The organism is Caballeronia insecticola (assembly GCF_000402035.1).
Taxonomy (GTDB): Bacteria; Pseudomonadota; Gammaproteobacteria; order Burkholderiales; family Burkholderiaceae; genus Caballeronia; species Caballeronia insecticola.
The window spans coordinates 2,000,897-2,017,807 of the sequence record NC_021287.1 but is presented as its reverse complement, the minus strand read 5'-3'; the positions used below and the strand labels follow the sequence as shown (position 1 = coordinate 2,017,807).

Annotated in this window: 14 protein-coding genes; 11 read left to right on the top strand and 3 right to left on the bottom strand. The window is 63.1% G+C overall.

Annotated features, from left to right (window positions below):
* Window positions 1-97: 97 nt before the first annotated feature.
* The 10 genes from ftsH to phoR all read left to right on the top strand — a co-directional run bounded on the left by ftsH (window position 98) and on the right by phoR (window position 11,494).
* Window positions 98-1,984 (top strand): ATP-dependent zinc metalloprotease FtsH, encoded by a 1,887-nt coding sequence (gene ftsH / locus BRPE64_RS09300; protein ID WP_016345837.1) that lies wholly within the window; start codon window positions 98-100, stop codon window positions 1,982-1,984.
* Window positions 1,985-2,211: 227 nt separating this feature from the next.
* Complete coding sequence (folP, locus tag BRPE64_RS09295; protein ID WP_016345836.1) at window positions 2,212-3,012, top strand: dihydropteroate synthase; 801 nt, start codon at window positions 2,212-2,214, stop codon at window positions 3,010-3,012.
* Window positions 3,013-3,128: 116 nt separating this feature from the next.
* Window positions 3,129-4,490 (top strand): phosphoglucosamine mutase, encoded by a 1,362-nt coding sequence (gene glmM, locus BRPE64_RS09290; RefSeq protein WP_016345835.1) that lies wholly within the window; start codon window positions 3,129-3,131, stop codon window positions 4,488-4,490.
* Window positions 4,491-4,708: 218 nt separating this feature from the next.
* Complete coding sequence (gene pstS, locus BRPE64_RS09285; protein ID WP_016345834.1) at window positions 4,709-5,740, top strand: phosphate ABC transporter substrate-binding protein PstS; 1,032 nt, start codon at window positions 4,709-4,711, stop codon at window positions 5,738-5,740.
* A gap of 141 nt (window positions 5,741-5,881) precedes the next feature.
* Entirely contained in the window at window positions 5,882-6,865 is a 984-nt protein-coding gene (gene pstC / locus BRPE64_RS09280; protein ID WP_016345833.1) for a phosphate ABC transporter permease PstC, read from the top strand.
* Window positions 6,862-7,749 carry a phosphate ABC transporter permease PstA gene (gene pstA, locus BRPE64_RS09275; RefSeq protein ID WP_016345832.1) on the top strand — a complete coding sequence of 296 codons (888 nt, stop codon included), beginning with the start codon at window positions 6,862-6,864 and terminating at the stop codon, window positions 7,747-7,749. Before pstC ends, pstA begins: the two co-directional genes overlap by 4 nt.
* A gap of 15 nt (window positions 7,750-7,764) precedes the next feature.
* Complete coding sequence (gene pstB / locus BRPE64_RS09270; protein WP_016345831.1) at window positions 7,765-8,640, top strand: phosphate ABC transporter ATP-binding protein PstB; 876 nt, start codon at window positions 7,765-7,767, stop codon at window positions 8,638-8,640.
* A 38-nt stretch (window positions 8,641-8,678) separates the two neighbouring features.
* Window positions 8,679-9,383, top strand: coding sequence for a phosphate signaling complex protein PhoU (gene phoU / locus BRPE64_RS09265; protein ID WP_016345830.1), 705 nt, complete (start codon window positions 8,679-8,681; stop codon window positions 9,381-9,383).
* Between the two features lie 52 nt (window positions 9,384-9,435).
* A complete protein-coding gene (gene phoB, locus BRPE64_RS09260; protein WP_044041449.1) occupies window positions 9,436-10,137 on the top strand; it encodes a phosphate regulon transcriptional regulator PhoB in 702 nt (233 codons plus the stop codon).
* Window positions 10,138-10,180: 43 nt separating this feature from the next.
* Entirely contained in the window at window positions 10,181-11,494 is a 1,314-nt protein-coding gene (gene phoR, locus BRPE64_RS09255; protein WP_016345828.1) for a phosphate regulon sensor histidine kinase PhoR, read from the top strand.
* A gap of 28 nt (window positions 11,495-11,522) precedes the next feature.
* Here the strand turns inward: phoR and ppk1 are convergent, their stop codons facing one another.
* Window positions 11,523-13,586, bottom strand: coding sequence for a polyphosphate kinase 1 (gene ppk1 / locus BRPE64_RS09250; RefSeq protein WP_016345827.1), 2,064 nt, complete (start codon window positions 13,584-13,586; stop codon window positions 11,523-11,525).
* Window positions 13,587-13,827: 241 nt separating this feature from the next.
* On the opposite strand from ppk1, the gene ppx reads away from it, so the two are divergent.
* The gene (gene ppx, locus BRPE64_RS09245; protein ID WP_016345826.1) at window positions 13,828-15,336 is read left to right on the top strand and encodes an exopolyphosphatase; all 1,509 of its coding nucleotides are present in this window, start codon (window positions 13,828-13,830) and stop codon (window positions 15,334-15,336) included.
* 73 nt (window positions 15,337-15,409) lie between these two features.
* On the opposite strand, the gene BRPE64_RS09240 is transcribed toward ppx, so the two are convergent.
* Window positions 15,410-16,234, bottom strand: coding sequence for a GNAT family N-acetyltransferase (locus BRPE64_RS09240; RefSeq protein WP_016345825.1), 825 nt, complete (start codon window positions 16,232-16,234; stop codon window positions 15,410-15,412).
* A 139-nt stretch (window positions 16,235-16,373) separates the two neighbouring features.
* A complete protein-coding gene (locus tag BRPE64_RS09235) occupies window positions 16,374-16,832 on the bottom strand; it encodes a SixA phosphatase family protein (protein ID WP_016345824.1) in 459 nt (152 codons plus the stop codon).
* Between the last annotated feature and the right edge of the window lie 79 nt (window positions 16,833-16,911).

Sequence of the window (16,911 nt, the reverse complement as noted above, 5' to 3'; positions counted from 1 at the left end):
GTTAAACCTTATGGCAGGGGTTAGCGGTCTGGATTAGAATGCTTCGGTGCGCCGCAAGGTTTATGTAGGCGCCCGTCTATGAGTGAGGAGTGGTGCCTTGAACAACAATATGTTCTCGAAAGCGGCAGTGTGGCTCGTGATCGCACTGGTGCTGTTTACGGTGTTCAAGCAGTTCGATAAGCCCCGCGTGCAGGAAGGTGTGTCCTATTCGCAGTTCATGGACGACGCGAAGAGCGGCAAGGTGAAGAATGTCACCGTTCAGGGGCGGAATCTGACGGTCACTCCGGCAGACGGCCAGAAATACCAGATCGTGTCGCCCGGCGACATCTGGATGGTCGGCGATCTGATGAAATACGGCGTTCAGGTCAGCGGCAAGGCTGACGATGAACCGAATGCGCTCGTCTCCGCGCTGTACTACCTCGGGCCGACGATCCTGATCATCGGCTTCTGGTTCTACATGATGAGGCAGATGCAGGGGGGCGGCAAAGGCGGGGCGTTCTCGTTCGGCAAGTCGCGTGCGCGGCTGATCGACGAAAACAACAACGCAATCAATTTCACGGACGTCGCCGGCTGCGACGAAGCCAAGGAAGAAGTGTCCGAGCTGGTGGACTTCCTGCGCGATCCGCAGAAATTCCAGAAGCTGGGCGGACGAATTCCACGCGGGGTGCTGCTGGTCGGGCCTCCGGGTACCGGTAAGACGCTGCTCGCACGCGCCATCGCGGGCGAAGCAAAGGTGCCGTTTTTCAGCATCTCGGGTTCGGACTTCGTGGAAATGTTCGTCGGCGTGGGCGCGGCCCGCGTGCGCGACATGTTCGAGCAGGCGAAGAAACATGCGCCGTGTATCGTGTTCATCGACGAAATCGACGCGGTCGGCCGTCATCGTGGCGCCGGCATGGGCGGTGGTAACGACGAGCGCGAACAAACGCTGAACCAGATGCTCGTCGAGATGGACGGCTTCGAGGCGAATTCGGGCGTCATCGTGATCGCGGCGACCAACCGTTCCGACGTGCTCGACAAAGCGCTGCTGCGTCCGGGCCGTTTCGACCGTCAGGTGTATGTCGGTCTGCCGGATATCCGCGGTCGCGAGCACATCATGAAGGTGCATCTGCGCAAAGTGCCGATCTCGAACGACGTCGACGCATCGGTGATCGCGCGCGGCACGCCGGGCTTCTCTGGCGCGGACCTCGCGAACCTCGTGAACGAAGCTGCGCTGTTCGCGGCGCGTCGCGGCAAGCGCATCGTCGAGATGCAGGATTTCGAAGACGCGAAGGACAAGATCTTCATGGGTCCGGAGCGCAAGTCGGCGGTTATGCGCGAGGAAGAGCGTCGCAATACGGCGTACCACGAGTCGGGTCACGCGGTGGTCGCGAAGCTGCTGCCGCATGCCGATCCGGTCCACAAGGTCACGATCATGCCGCGCGGCTGGGCATTGGGCGTCACCTGGCAGTTGCCGGAACATGATCGCGTGAACCTGTATCGCGACAAGATGCTGGAAGAAATCGCCATTCTGTTCGGCGGCCGCGCGGCGGAAGAAGTGTTCCTGAACTCGATGTCCACGGGCGCTTCCAACGACTTCGAGCGTGCAACCAAGATGGCGCGCGACATGGTGACGCGTTACGGCATGTCGGACGTGCTCGGCACGATGGTGTATGTCGATACCGAGCCGGACGGCATGTTCGGCAAGCTCGGCTCGAAGACGGTGTCCGAAGCCACGCAGCAGAAGGTCGATGCGGAAATCCGCCGCATCCTGGACGAGCAGTACGCGCTCGCCCGCAAGCTGCTGGAAGACAACCGCGTCCGCGTCGAAGCAATGACCAAGGCGCTGCTCGAATGGGAAACCATCGACGCAGACCAGATCAGCGACATCATGGCTGATCGCCCGCCGCGTCCGCCGAAGAACCTGCCGCCTCCGTCGGGCGACACGCCGCCGGGCGGCAGCAGCGGCACCGAGGTCAAGCCGGGCAGCGCGCCGGCAACGGCCTGAGTTTTTAGCCTCCGTTCATGGGCCGCCGTGCATTGCACGCCGGCCCATTTTCACTTTCAGGGCTTCAACTTCAACGGAGGCCGAACGCTCAAGCGTCGTTCACGCTGTCTTCCCGTTTCCGTCTCTCGCTTCATTCGACTCGCTTGACCACATCGACCTCAACTCCTCTCCAAGCCGCGCCGCTTCGCTGCGGCCGCTTCACGCTGACATTCGAACGCCCGCTCGTCATGGGCATTCTCAATGTCACGCCGGACTCGTTTTCTGATGGCGGCCGCTTTCTTTCCCGCGACGCCGCGCTGGCACGCGCCGAAAAAATGCTCGCCGACGGCGCCGACATGATCGACATCGGCGGCGAATCGACGCGTCCCGGCGCGCCGCCCGTTCCGCTCGACGAAGAGCTCGAGCGCGTCGTGCCGATCGTCGAAGCGCTGCGGACGGTGCAGGTGCCGATCTCCGTCGATACCTACAAGCCCGTCGTCATGCGCGCCGCGCTCGACGCGGGCGCGGACATGATCAACGACATCTGGGGCTTGCGTCAGGAAGGCGCGCTCGAGGCCGTCAAGGACAGCGATTGTGGGCTGTGCGTGATGCACATGCTCGGCGAGCCGCGCACGATGCAACTCCACGAACCGTTCTATGACGACGTGGTCGCCGAAGTGCGCACGTTTTTCGCCGAGCGGCTCGCATCGCTCGCGCACGCGGGAATTGCAAAAGAACGTGTGAGCCTCGATCCGGGCTATGGCTTCGGAAAGACGGTGGAGCATAATTACCAGTTGCTCGCCCATCTGCGCGCGACGCTTCCCGTCGACGCCAATCTCCCGCTGCTCGCAGGCATGTCGCGCAAATCGATGCTCGGCGCTGTCACCGGTCGCGGCGCGGGCGAACGCCTCGCGGCGAGCGTGGCCGCGGCGGTCTGCGCGGCAGAGCGGGGCGCAGCGATCATCCGCGTGCATGACGTCGCGGAAACGGTCGATGCCCTGAAGGTCTGGGAGGCCACAAAGAAGGCCGCTTTCGGCGGGCACTATTGACCGTCGGCTCGGTTCGGCAAAGATGACGGCGCAGGCGCACGCTCCGGTAAAAATCGTCAATATTATTTCGCGGACCTATAACAAGCGCCACATGTCCGCGAGGAGGGCACTCAACAATGGCACGTCAATATTTCGGCACGGACGGCATTCGGGGACGCGTAGGCGTCGCGCCGATCACGCCGGACTTCGTACTCAGGCTCGGTTATGCCGCGGGCAAGGTGCTCGCGGGCGCGGACCGCGCGCAGCAGAAAAAGGGCAACCGTCCGACGGTGCTGATCGGCAAGGACACGCGCGTGTCGGGCTATATGCTCGAAGCCGCGCTGGAGTCGGGCTTTTCGGCGGCGGGCGTCGACGTGATGCTGGCAGGCCCGATGCCCACACCCGGCGTCGCGTACCTGACGCGCGCGCTGCGCCTGTCGGCGGGCGTCGTGATCAGCGCATCGCACAATCCGTACAACGACAACGGCATCAAGTTTTTCTCCGCCGACGGCAACAAGCTGCCCGATGAGGTCGAACTCGAAATCGAGCGGCAACTCGAGCAGCCGATGGAATGCGCGCCGTCCGAGCGTCTCGGCAAGGCGCGCCGTCTGGACGACGCGGGCGGCCGCTACGTCGAGTTCTGCAAAAGCACCTTTCCGGCGAGCTTCGACTTGCGCGGGCTGAAGCTCGTCGTCGATTGCGCGCATGGCGCAGGCTATGACGTCGCGCCGCACGTGTTCCACGAACTGGGCGCGGAAGTGGTGTCGATCGGCGTGTCGCCGAACGGCTTCAACATCAACGACGGCGTCGGCGCGACCGCACCGGATGCGCTCGTGCGCGCCGTGCTGGAGCACAAGGCCGATCTCGGCATCGCGCTCGACGGCGACGCGGACCGTTTGCTGATCGTCGATTCCTCGGGCCGCCTCTACAACGGCGACGAACTGCTCTACGTGCTGGTCAAGGACCGCATCATGACCGACGGCCAGGTGCCGGGCGCGGTCGGCACGCTGATGACCAACATGGCCGTGGAAGTCGCGCTGAAGGAAGCGGGCGTGCAGTTCGTGCGCGCGGCCGTCGGCGACCGCTACGTGCTCGAAAAGCTGCGCGAGAACGGCTGGCAACTGGGCGCGGAAGGTTCGGGCCACATCCTGTCGCTGGACCGTCATTCGACCGGCGACGGCATCGTATCCGCCTTGCTCGTGCTCGCGGCGATCCAGCGCAGCGGCAAGACGCTCGCCGAGCTGCTCGACGGCGTGAGCCTGTTCCCGCAGAAGCTGATCAACGTGCGCATGAACGCGGGCGCGGATTGGAAGAACAGCGACGCCATCCGCCGCGCGATCGAACAAGCCGAGCGTTCCCTCCAATCGCACGGCCGGGTCTTGATTCGCGCGTCGGGAACCGAACCGGTGCTGCGCGTGATGGTGGAAGCGTCGGCGGAGCAAGACGCGGTTCGGCACGCGGAAACGATTGCGCAAGTGGTAAAGGAAGCGACTTCGTAGGCGTTTACTGAAAGCCGTCACATTTCGCTAAAAACCAGACTAAAGCGGGCTTCGGCCCGCTTTCTTATTTGCACGACGCGCTTGACCGAGCGCGTGTGATCAAACTTTCAGCGCGTAAGCAGAATGACACGTCTGCTTCACGGTATGTCATATGACTGTCACAGACTCCTCCTATATTTCGCGGTGTCGTCTCACACGCTCACTACCCTGGAGGTCTCATGAAATTGATGCAAACCGCGCTGGCTGGCGTAATTGGCGCTCTGTTCGCCATCTCCGCGCAAGCAGCCGATATTACCGGCGCGGGCAGCACCTTCGCAGCTCCGATCTATACCAAATGGGCTGACGCCTACCAGAAAACCGGCGGCGGCAAGGTCAACTATCAAGGCATCGGTTCATCGGGCGGCATCAAGCAGATCATCGCGAAGACGGTGGATTTCGCAGGCTCCGACGCGCCGCTGAAAGATGACGAACTCTCGAAGGACGGCCTGTTCCAGTTCCCGACGGTGGTCGGCGGCGTGGTGCCGGTGATCAACGTGCCGGGCGTGAAGGCCGGCGAAGTGACGCTGTCGGGCCAGGTGCTCGGCGATATCTACCTCGGCAAGATCAAGAAGTGGAACGACCCGGCGATCGCCGCGCTCAATCCGAAGGTCAAGCTGCCGGATACGGACATCGCGGTCGTGCGCCGCGCCGACGGCTCGGGCACGAGCTTCATCTGGACGAACTATCTGTCGAAGGTGAACCCGGATTGGAAGTCGAAGGTCGGCGAAGGCTCGACCGTCAACTGGCCGACGGGCACGGGCGGCAAGGGCAACGACGGCGTCGCGGCATTCGTGCAGCGTCTGCCGGGCGCGATCGGCTATGTGGAATGGGCGTACGCGAAGCAGAACAAGATGACCTACGTCGGCCTGAAGAATGCAGCGGGCACGGTCGTCGAGCCGAAGACGGAGACGTTCAAGGCGGCGGCTGCGGGCGCGGACTGGTCGAAGTCGTTCTACCAGATCCTCACGAACGAGTCGGGCCAGAACGCATGGCCGATCGTCGGCGCGACCTTCGTGCTGCTGCACGCGACGCAGGACAAGGCCGCCCAAGGCACGGAAACGCTGAAGTTCTTCGACTGGGCGTTCAAGAACGGCAGTCAGGCCGCCAACGATCTCGACTACATCACGCTGCCGGATTCGGTCGTTGCCGAGATCAAGACGCAATGGAAGGCGAAGGTGAAGGACGCGTCGGGCAAGCCGGTCGCGGAGTAAGCGCAGTACGCATCGTTTGAAACTGTCCTAAGCTGCGTGAGGCGTGCTGCTTCACGCGCGGACAGTCAGCAGCAAAGAAAGCCGCGCGCCGGGCCCGAAGGCCTGCCGCGCGGTCTGACACGTAGCGAAACCAAGGCTCCCATGTCGGACATCAATTTAGCGTCGGCACCGCCGGCGGCGCATACGCAGCGCGCGCCGAGCCGTCTCGGCGACATCATTTTCGGCGGCATCACCCGGCTTGCGGCCATCGTGACGCTGCTGCTCCTGGGCGGCATCATCGTTTCGCTGCTCATCGCGTCGATGCCGACCATCCAGAAGTTCGGTCTTTCGTTTCTCTGGCGCGCCGAGTGGGATCCACCCAGCGAGAGCTTCGGCGCCCTCGTGCCGATCTACGGCACGGTTGCGACGTCGCTCATCGCGCTCATCATCGCGGTGCCGGTGAGCTTCGGCATCGCGCTCTTTCTGACGGAGTTGTCGCCCGCGTGGCTGCGCCGGCCGCTTGGCGTCGCGATCGAACTGCTCGCGGCGATTCCGTCGATCGTCTACGGCATGTGGGGCCTGCTCGTGTTCGCGCCGATCTTCGCGCAATACTTCGAGAAGCCGCTCGGCCATCTGCTCGGCGACTCGCCCCTCATCGGCATGTTCTTCCGGGGCGCGCCGATCGGCATCGGCATTCTGTGCGCGGGCGTGATTCTCGCGATCATGATCATTCCGTATATCGCCTCCGTGATGCGCGACGTGTTCGAAGTCACGCCGGTGCTGCTGAAGGAATCGGCATACGGCATCGGCTGCACGACTTGGGAAGTGATGTGGAAGATCGTGCTGCCCTATACGCGCGCCGGTGTGATCGGCGGCGTCATGCTGGGCCTGGGCCGCGCGCTCGGCGAGACGATGGCGGTCACATTCGTGATCGGTAATACGAATCTGCTCGACAACGTGTCGCTGTTCTCACCCGGCAACAGCATTACCTCGGCGCTCGCCAACGAATTCGCCGAAGCGAGTCCGGGCCTGCATACCTCGGCGCTCATGGAACTCGGCCTGATTCTCTTTGTGATCACGTTCTTCGTGCTCGCGCTCTCGAAGCTGATGCTCTTGCGCATGGAACGCGGGGAGGGCCGGAAATGAGCCGTCCCGCCACGTTCAATCAGGACGACGCCCGCGTCGAAGCCACGCGCGTCAAGCTGCAGCGCCGCCGCCGCGGCACCAATGCAGTCGCGCTGACGCTTTCGCTCGCTGCAATGGCCTTCGGCCTTCTGTGGCTCGTCTGGATTCTTTTCACGACGTTGAAGCTCGGCATCGGCGGACTGTCGATCGATCTGTTCACGCAATCCACGCCGCCGCCGAACACCGATGGCGGCGGTCTCGCCAACGCGATCGTCGGCAGTCTGATGCTCGTCGTGCTCGCCACGTGTGTCGGCACGCCGCTCGGCATTCTCGCGGGCGTCTATCTCGCCGAATACGGCCAGAAGCGCTGGCTCGCGAACGTGACGCGCTTCATCAACGACATTCTGTTGTCGGCGCCGTCGATTGTCGTCGGTCTGTTCGTGTATGCGCTGGTCGTCGCGAAAGTCGGGCGCTTCTCGGGCTGGGCGGGCGTGATCGCGCTCGCGCTGCTGCAGATTCCGATCGTGATCCGCACGACCGAGAACATGCTGAAGCTCGTGCCCAACGCGCTGCGCGAAGCGGCGTTCGCGCTCGGCACGCCGAAGTGGAAGATGGTGATGTCGATCACGCTCAAGGCGTCGATCGGCGGCATCGTCACGGGCGTGCTGCTGGCGGTCGCGCGTATCGCGGGCGAAACCGCCCCGCTGTTGTTCACGGCGCTGTCGAACCAGTTTTTCTCGTGGGACATGAATCAGCCGGTGGCCAATCTGCCAGTGACGATCTACAAGTTCGCGATGAGTCCGTTCCCGCAGTGGCAATCGCTCGCGTGGGCCGGTGTGTTCCTGATTACGCTCGGCGTGCTGGGTCTGAATATCCTGGCGCGTGCGATCTTCTCGAAGAAATAAGGGCGGAGTGATTCCATGAATATGGTCGAAAGTGGTGTCAACCACCTGAATTCGAAGGTCGAAGCGGCGCCGGTCGAGCGCGGTCCCGCGCCGGGCAGCGTGCGCCCGACGCACGGCTCGCAGCCGGCGGATTCGATCAAGCCGAAGATCGAGGTGAAGAACCTCAACTTCTTCTACAACAAGTATCACGCGCTGAAGAACATCAACCTGCGCATTCCCGAGAAGAAGGTCACGGCTTTCATCGGACCGTCGGGATGCGGCAAGTCCACGCTGCTGCGCACGTTCAACAAGATGTACGCGCTCTATCCGGAGCAGCGCGCCGAAGGCGAAATCCTGATGGACGGCGCGAATCTGCTCGACACGACGAAAGACATCTCGCTGCTGCGCGCCCGCGTGGGCATGGTGTTCCAGAAGCCGACGCCGTTCCCGATGTCGATCTACGACAACATCGCGTTCGGCGTGAAGATGTTCGAACAGCTCTCGCGCTCGGAGATGGACGACCGCGTCGAATGGGCGCTCACGAAAGCGGCGCTCTGGACCGAAGTGAAGGACAAGCTGCAGCAGAGCGGCTACGGTCTGTCGGGCGGTCAGCAGCAGCGTCTGTGCATCGCGCGCGGCATCGCGATCCGCCCCGAAGTGCTGTTGCTCGACGAGCCGTGCTCCGCGCTCGACCCGATTTCGACGGGCCGTATCGAAGAGCTGATCGCCGAACTGAAGAGCGACTACACGGTCGTGATCGTCACGCACAACATGCAGCAGGCGGCGCGTTGTTCGGACTACACTGCCTATATGTACCTCGGTGAATTGATCGAGTTCGGCGACACCGAAAAGATCTTCATCAAGCCCGCCCGCAAGGAAACGGAAGACTACATTACGGGCCGCTTTGGCTGATGGCAGCCGGGTCAAACATCAAGGCTTAAGGAGCACATATGTCCGATAAACATCTCTCGAGCCAGTTCGACGCCGACCTCAACGCGGTGTCGTCGAAAGTGCTGGAAATGGGTGGTCTCGTCGAGTCGCAGATCATCAACGCCATGCAGGCGCTGAACGAATTCGACATCGGTATCGCGGATCAGGTGATCGCGGCGGAAACGCGCCTGAACATGATGGAAGTCGAGATCGACGAAGAGTGCAGCAACATCATCGCGCGCCGTCAGCCGGCTGCGCGCGATCTGCGCCTGCTCATGGCAATTTCGAAGACCATCACGAATCTCGAGCGCGCCGGCGACGAAGCCGAGAAGATCGCCAAGCGCGTGAAGCGCATCAACGAAGACGGCGCGGGCCGCACGGTGAATATCGCCGAAATCAAGCTCTCGGGCGAGATGGCGGTGTCGATCCTGCGCCGCGCGCTCGACGCCTTCGCGCGTCTCGACACGGTGGCCGCCGCGCAGATCGTGCGCGACGACAAAGCCATCGACGACGAATTCCGCGCCTTCGTGCGCAAGCTCGTCACGTACATGATGGAAGACCCGCGCACCATTTCCGCGGGCCTCGATTATCTGTTCATCGCGAAGGCGGTGGAGCGCATCGGCGATCATGCGAAGAACATCGCGGAGTTCATCATCTACATCGTCAAGGGCACGGACGTGCGGCATATCTCGCGCGACCAGCTCGAGCGCGAAGCGTTGAGCTGATCCGCGCCGCCCGCACAACGTTTCACTTCAAGCAAAAGGTCAAGAGGTGCCGATGCCCAGCAGTATCCTCGTCGTCGAAGACGAACCCGCGATCTCCGAACTGATCTCGGTGAATCTCCAGCATGCGGGACATTGCCCCATTCGTGCGTATAACGCGGAACAGGCGCAGAACCTGATCAGCGACGTGTTGCCAGATCTCGTGCTGCTCGACTGGATGCTGCCGGGCAAATCGGGCATCGCGTTCGCGCGCGATCTGCGCAACAACGAGCGCACGAAGCACATTCCGATCATCATGCTCACCGCTCGCGGCGACGAGCAGGACAAGGTGCTCGGTCTTGAGATCGGCGCGGACGACTACGTCACCAAGCCGTTCTCGCCGAAGGAACTGATGGCGCGCATCAAGGCGGTCCTGCGCCGCCGCGCGCCGCAACTGACGGAGGACGTGGTCGCGATCAACGGCCTGCGCCTCGACCCGGCGACGCATCGCGTGGCGGCGAGCCATTCGGGCAACGACATCAAGCTCGATCTCGGCCCGACGGAGTTCCGCCTGCTGCACTTCTTCATGACGCATCCGGAACGCGTGCATAGCCGCACGCAATTGCTGGATCAGGTGTGGGGAGATCACGTGTTCGTCGAGGAGCGTACGGTCGATGTGCACATCAAACGTCTGCGTGCCGCGCTCAAGCCCGCGGGCTGCGATGCTATGATCGAAACGGTACGCGGCAGCGGTTACCGGCTGGCGAAGAGCGCGTGAATCCGGGCTCGCCGCATCAACGACACTCAGTCTTACCGCCAACATGAACATCATCTGGACGCGTGCCATCGTGTCCCTCGCGCTGCTCGCCGCGCTCGGCGTTGCGATCGGCGCATTTGCCGGCGTGCGCGTCGCGCTCGCGTTCGCGGTGCTCATGCTCGTCGTGCAGGCTTTCTTCGTCACGTATCACACCCAACGCCTGTGGCGTCTGCTCGACGCGCCGGTCTATGGCGAAGTGCCGAGCGCGCTCGGCATCTGGGGCGAGATCTATTACCGCCTGCACAAGCTCGCCAAGCGCTGGCACGCGCAGGTGCGTCAGGTCGAGCAACAACATGCGCGCTTTATTCAGGCGATTCAGGCGTCGCCCAACGGCGTCGCGATGCTCGACGATCACGACCAGATCGAGTGGTGCAACGCGATCGCCGAGAAGCACTTTGGACTCGATGCCAAGCGCGACCTGCGGCAGCACATCACGCATCTCGTGCGTCAGCCGGATTTCGTCCGCTATCTGAACGCACATCATTACGAAGAGATGCTCGTGATGCGCGGCATGGGCACGAATCGCAAATACACGGTGTCGGTGCAGGTGTTTCCGTATGGCGACAACCGCAAGCTCATTCTCACGCAGGACATCACCGAACTCGAGCGCACGGATTCGATGCGGCGCGATTTCGTCGCCAACGTCTCGCATGAACTGAAGACGCCGCTCACGGTGCTCTCCGGCTTTCTGGAGACGATGCGCGAATTGCCGCTCGACGAAGCCGACCGCATGCGCTATCTCGACATGATGGAACAGCAGGCCTCGCGCATGCAGAACATCGTGCGCGATCTGCTCGTGCTCGCCAATCTCGAAGGCGACATGCGTCCGCCCGGCGACGAACTGCTCGACATGCGCGCGGTGATCCGCCATCTGGAAGACGATGCGAACAATCTCTCGAACGGGCGGCATCGAATCACGTTTCATAGCGACGATGCGCTGACTATCGCGGGTGCGGAAACCGAAGTGATGAGCGCGCTCGGCAATCTCGTCACGAACGCGGTGCGCTATACGCCGGACGGCGGCGCGATCGACGTGGCATGGCAGCGCGTGAAGGATCGCGCGGTGTTCACGGTGCGCGACAGCGGCCTGGGCATTCCGGCCGAGCATATTCCGCGGCTGACCGAGCGCTTCTATCGGGTGGATCGCAGCCGCTCGCGCGATACGGGCGGAACGGGGCTGGGCCTTGCCATCGTCAAGCATGTGCTGCAACGGCACAATGCGGAACTCGACGTGAAGAGCGAAGTGGGGCGGGGGAGCACGTTCATCGTGCAGTTTCCCGCATCGCGCACGGCGATAAGGAAGTCGCTCGCCGCGTGATGCGGCGCGCTTCAAAGCACACGCAGATTCAGGAGCAGAACTTCGCGAGCAGCCCCAGTTGCGAGTTGCGAATAGATTTGCCGGGACGACGCTTGCGATAGTGTCCATCGCTTTGCATGACCCAGGCGGCCTGATTGTCGCCGAGACACACCGACAGGCCTTCGGCGATCACGCGCCGCTTCAGGCGCCGGTCGCGAATCGGGAAGGCCACTTCCACGCGGCGGAAGAAGTTGCGATCCATCCAGTCGGCGCTCGACAGAAACACGTCTTCCCGTCCGTTCGCATAAAAATAGAAGATGCGATGATGTTCGAGAAAGCGCCCGACGATCGAACGCACCGTGATGTTCTCCGACAGATCCTCCACGCCGGGCTTGAGCGAACACACGCCGCGCACGATCAGATCGATCTTCACGCCCGCATGCGACGCTTCATAGAGCGCGGCGATCACCGTGGGTTCGAGCAACGCATTCATCTTCGCGACGATGCGCGCCCGCCGTCCCGCGCGCGCATGCTCGGCTTCGGCACGGATGGCGTCGATGAGCTTTGCATGCAGCGTGAACGGCGATTGCCATAGCTGATGCAGCGCAATCTCGCCGCCGATGCCCGTCAGCTGCTGGAAGACATGATGCACGTCCTCGCACATTTCCTGATCGGACGTCATCAGGCCGAAGTCGGTATAAAGACGCGCCGTGCGCGGATGATAATTGCCCGTGCCGAGATGCGCGTAACGCTTCAGCACGAGCTTGCCGCCTTGCGACACGCGCCGCACGATCAACATCATCTTCGCGTGGCACTTGTGGCCGACCACGCCGTACACCACATGCGCGCCCACGGCTTCGAGCTGCGACGCCCAGTTGATGTTCGTTTCCTCGTCGAAGCGCGCGAGCAATTCGACGACCACCGTCACTTCCTTGCCGTTGCGCGCGGCCTGCATGAGCGCGTCCATCAGCGGCGAATCGGTGCCGGTGCGATAGATCGTCTGTTTGATCGCGACGACCTGCGGATCCTTCGCCGCCTGCAGCAGCAGTTCGAGCACCGGCTGAAAACTTTCGTACGGATGATGCAGCAGGATATCGCCCTGATCGATCGCATCGAAAAGATTCGACGTGTTGGCGATCGCCTTCGGCACGGACGGAATGTGCGGCACGAACTTGAGGTCCGGGCGGTCCACCATTTCGGGCAACTGCATGAGGCGCACGAGATTCACCGGCCCGTTCACGCGATACAGATCGCGCTCGCTCAACTGGCCTTCGTCGAGCAGACGCCGCACGAGATGCGGCGGCGTTTCCGCCGACACTTCCAGACGCACCGCGTTGCCCAGATGCCGCGCCGGCAATTCGCCCTGCAGCGCGACGCGCAGATTGGTGATTTCGTCTTCATCGACGAAGAGTTCGCTGTTGCGCGTGATCCGAAACTGATTGCAGCCGCGCACGACGAGATGCGGAAACAGATCATTCACGAAGTGCTGCATGAACGAACTCAGCAGCACGAAGCCGTGCGGATAACCCGACAACGCCTCGGGCATGCGCACGAGGCGCGGCAGCGCGCGCGGCGCCTGCACGATGCCCATCATCGCCTGACGGCCGAAAGCGTCCGTGCCTTCCAGTTCGACGACGAAGTTCAGGCTCTTGTTGAGCACGCGCGGAAAAGGGTGCGCGGGATCGAGGCCGATCGGCGTGAGCACCGGCAGAAGTTCGCTGCGGAAATAATCGCGCGCCCAGGCGGTCTGCTGCTCGGTCCAGCTTTCCGCGCCGTGAAAATAGATGCCTTCCATTTCGAGCGCGGGCAACACGATGTCGTGCAGCATCGCGTATTGCTGGCGCACGAGGCGCTGTGCGCGTTCGGAGACGAGATCGTAGACGTGTTGCAGCGACATGCCGTCCGGCGACAGCGAGCCGGGGTTGTCGCGCATCTGCTCCTGCAGGCCCGCCATACGGACTTCGAAGAATTCGTCGAGATTGCTGCTGGTGATGCAGATGAAACGCAGGCGTTCCAACAAGGGAACCGTCGTGTCGGCGGCTTGCGCGAGAACGCGCTCGTTGAAACCTAGTATGCCCAGTTCGCGATTGAATAGCGGATAGCGGATGGACATCGGAGGTAGCGAAGGTGTCTCGATCAGATGGGCAAGGGAACTCTCGGATGCTCTCACAGTATGATGTATTTTTTATGACAGAACGATTTTCACAAATTCTACTCACAATGCGGATAGCGTCGCTAGCGCAAACGCGCGGTGGCGAACGGCTGCCTGCCGCCAAGGCATAGAATAGAATTCGTGCGCTGCAACAGCGCCGCTGTGACAGAGCCCTCTCCACTTCACGATTTCGGGATCTCCGATGGTCACACATCCCCATCTACTCGCTGCGGTCGACCTCGGATCGAACAGTTTCCGGCTGATCGTCGGCCGGGTCGAGGAAACGCCCGCGGGCAGCCAGATCTATCAGGTCGATGCCTTGCGCGAACCTGTCAGGCTCGGCGGAGGGCTGTCGAAGGACAAGATGCTCGACCGCGCATCGCAGGTGCGCGGCTGGGACGCGCTGAAACGCTTCGGCGAGCGTCTGCGCGACTTTCATCCCGATCAGGTGCGCGCGGTCGCCACCAATACCTTGCGCGTCGCCAAGAACGCGCCCGATTTCCTCGCCGAAGCGCAAGAGGCGCTCGGTTTTCCGATCGAAGTCATCGCCGGTAGGGAAGAAGCGCGGCTCATTTACGCGGGCGCGGCGCATTCGGTGCCGGCGATCGCGGGCAAACGGCTCGTCGTGGATATCGGCGGCGGCTCGACGGAATTCATCATCGGCTCGCATTACACGCCGATCCACATGGAAAGTCTCTATATCGGCTGCGTGAGCCACAGCCGCCAGTTTTTCCCCGCCGGCAACGTCGACGAATACACGATGCGTCAGGCCGAACTCGCCGCCAAGCGCGAAATCCAGATCATCTCGCGCGAATACAAGCAGACGGGCTGGGACCAGGCGATCGGCTCGTCGGGCACGGCGCGGGCGCTTGCGGAACTCATCGAAGCGAACGATTTCAACGATCCCGGCATCACGCACGGCATTTCGCGCGGCGGGCTGGAGCGGCTCAAGCGCGCGCTCATCAAGGCGGAGAACATCAACCGGCTGAAGCTCGTCGCGCTCAAGCCCGACCGCGTGCCGGTGCTGGCGGGCGGACTGTCGATCATGCTCGGCGTGTTCGAGGAACTGGGCATCGATTACGCGGACACCACCGACGCCGCCCTGCGTCTCGGCGTGCTCTACGACCTGCTCGGGCGCTCGCAGCATCAGGACATGCGCACGGTGACGGTGGAGGGCTTCAAGCGCCGTTATGGCGTCGATGCCGCGCAGGCGGATCGCATCGGCGAGCTGGCGATCAGCTTCTACGATCAACTGGGCGAAGCGGACGAGGACGTGCGCGAAGAGAATCGCATGTTCCTCGCGTGGGCGGCGTCGCTGCACGAGATCGGCTTGTCGATCGCGCACAGCGCCTATCACAAGCACTCCGCGTATATCGCCAGCAACGCCGACATGCCCGGCTTCTCGCGCACCGATCAGGCACGGCTCGCGACGCTCGTGCTCGGACACGCCGGCAAGCTCGGCAAGCTGGCGCAGGCGCGCGACATCGACTGGACGCTCTTGTTCTGCCTGCGGCTCGCGGCGTTGCTGTCGCGCAGGCGCACGGACGTCGGGCTGCCGGGTATCGAGGTGAGCGCGGCGAACGGCGGCTTCGACGTGCGCCTGCCCAACGACTGGGTGACGAACAATCCGCTCACCGACTACAGCCTCGTGCAGGAAGCGATGGAGTGGGAGAAGATCGGCAGGCCGTATCGCGTGGTGTATACGGACTAATCGCACCACAGAGCCACCATGACAAAGGCCCCGCGCGACGGGGCCTGTCTTTATGCAGACGCGCCGCTTCGACTCAACGGCTCTGCATGTCGCCGATGAAATGACGTGCGTAGCGCGCGTTGATGTCGCTCAGGCGGAAGAGCGTGAGGAAATCGGCCGTGTTGAAGTCGGGATCCCACGCCGGCGCGCCGCAAATCTTCGCACCGAGACGCAGATAGCCCTTCACGAGCGGCGGCGGGCTCGCGATCACGCCCGTGCGCAGTTCCTCGACCGGCAGCGGCGTGTGCGCGAACGCGCGGTATTCGGGCGCCGTGAGCGCATCGGCGGGCAGGGAGCAATAGAGATTCGCCGCGTAGTGGCCGCCGTCGATCATGCCGACGCTCGCGCAACCGAGCATCGTCTCGTAGCCGTTTTGCATCATGTAGGCCGCGAGTCCGCCCCACAGCGACATGATCACCGCGCCGTTGCGATAGTCGGGATGCACGCACGAGCGGCCCACTTCGACGAGCTTCGGGCGCAGATGCGTGAGGCGCGACACGTCAAACTCGCTCTCCGCATACAGGCGGCCGATACGCGCGGCCTGATGCGGCGGCAGCACGCGATACGTGCCGACCACTTGCAGCGTGTCGAGATCGCGCACGAGGAGGTGATCGCAGTAGGCATCGAAGGCATCGACGTCGAGCCCGGCGGGGCCGGACAGACGCGCGCCCATTTCTTCGTAGAACACGCGATAGCGCAGGCGCTGGGCGTCGCGCAGGGCGTCGTCGTCGCGTGCCCACGAGACTTGCAGGCGCTCGCGGCCCGCGACGGTTTCGGACGTACGCGGAAGATGGCGGCGCGAATCGAGCGAGAGCGATGACGCTCCGGATTGCAGGAAAGGCGTCGGCAGTTCTTGCATTGGCGTTCCTCGACAGGACGTGGCTGTGGCTAAGTCCTCGCCAATGTAGTAATGCGCGATGACGCTCGCATGGCATCGCAATGACGTTTCGATGAATCGACATCACGCTGCACACGCGCCTACGCCTTCAAAAACGCGCTCACAGCAAGTCGGGATTGACGACCGCGCGCAGCACGGTCTGGCCGTCGCTGCCGCGCGTGCGCGTCTGGAACCACCAGATGCCCGACTTCCTGATCGACCAGTCGGATTCGCGGCCGGTCATCAAAAGCGCGGCGACGTGCCCGAGCGTCGGCTGATGCCCGATCACAACCACCGTCTCGCCGATGCCATCCGGCCAGCCGGCGGCATCGAGCACGGCTTGGGCGCCGTTGCCGGGCGCGAGCGCATTGACTACGCGATAGCGGTCGCCGAAGGCTTCGGCGGTCTGGATCGTGCGCGTGGCGGGACTGGCGAGAAAGAGGGCGTCGTCGCCGATGCGCGCGCGCAGCCATTTGGCGATGCCTTGCGCCTGCTTGCGTCCGCGCGGCGTGAGCTGGCGCGCGAGATCGCTCGACGCCTGGTCTTCCGCTTCGGCGTGACGCCAGAGAATGAGGTTCATCGATCGTCTCCGGTGATGGGGGCCCGTCGAGGATCGCGGGCGCCTGCTTCGGACAGAAAGTTGTGTGCCTGAGATCCCT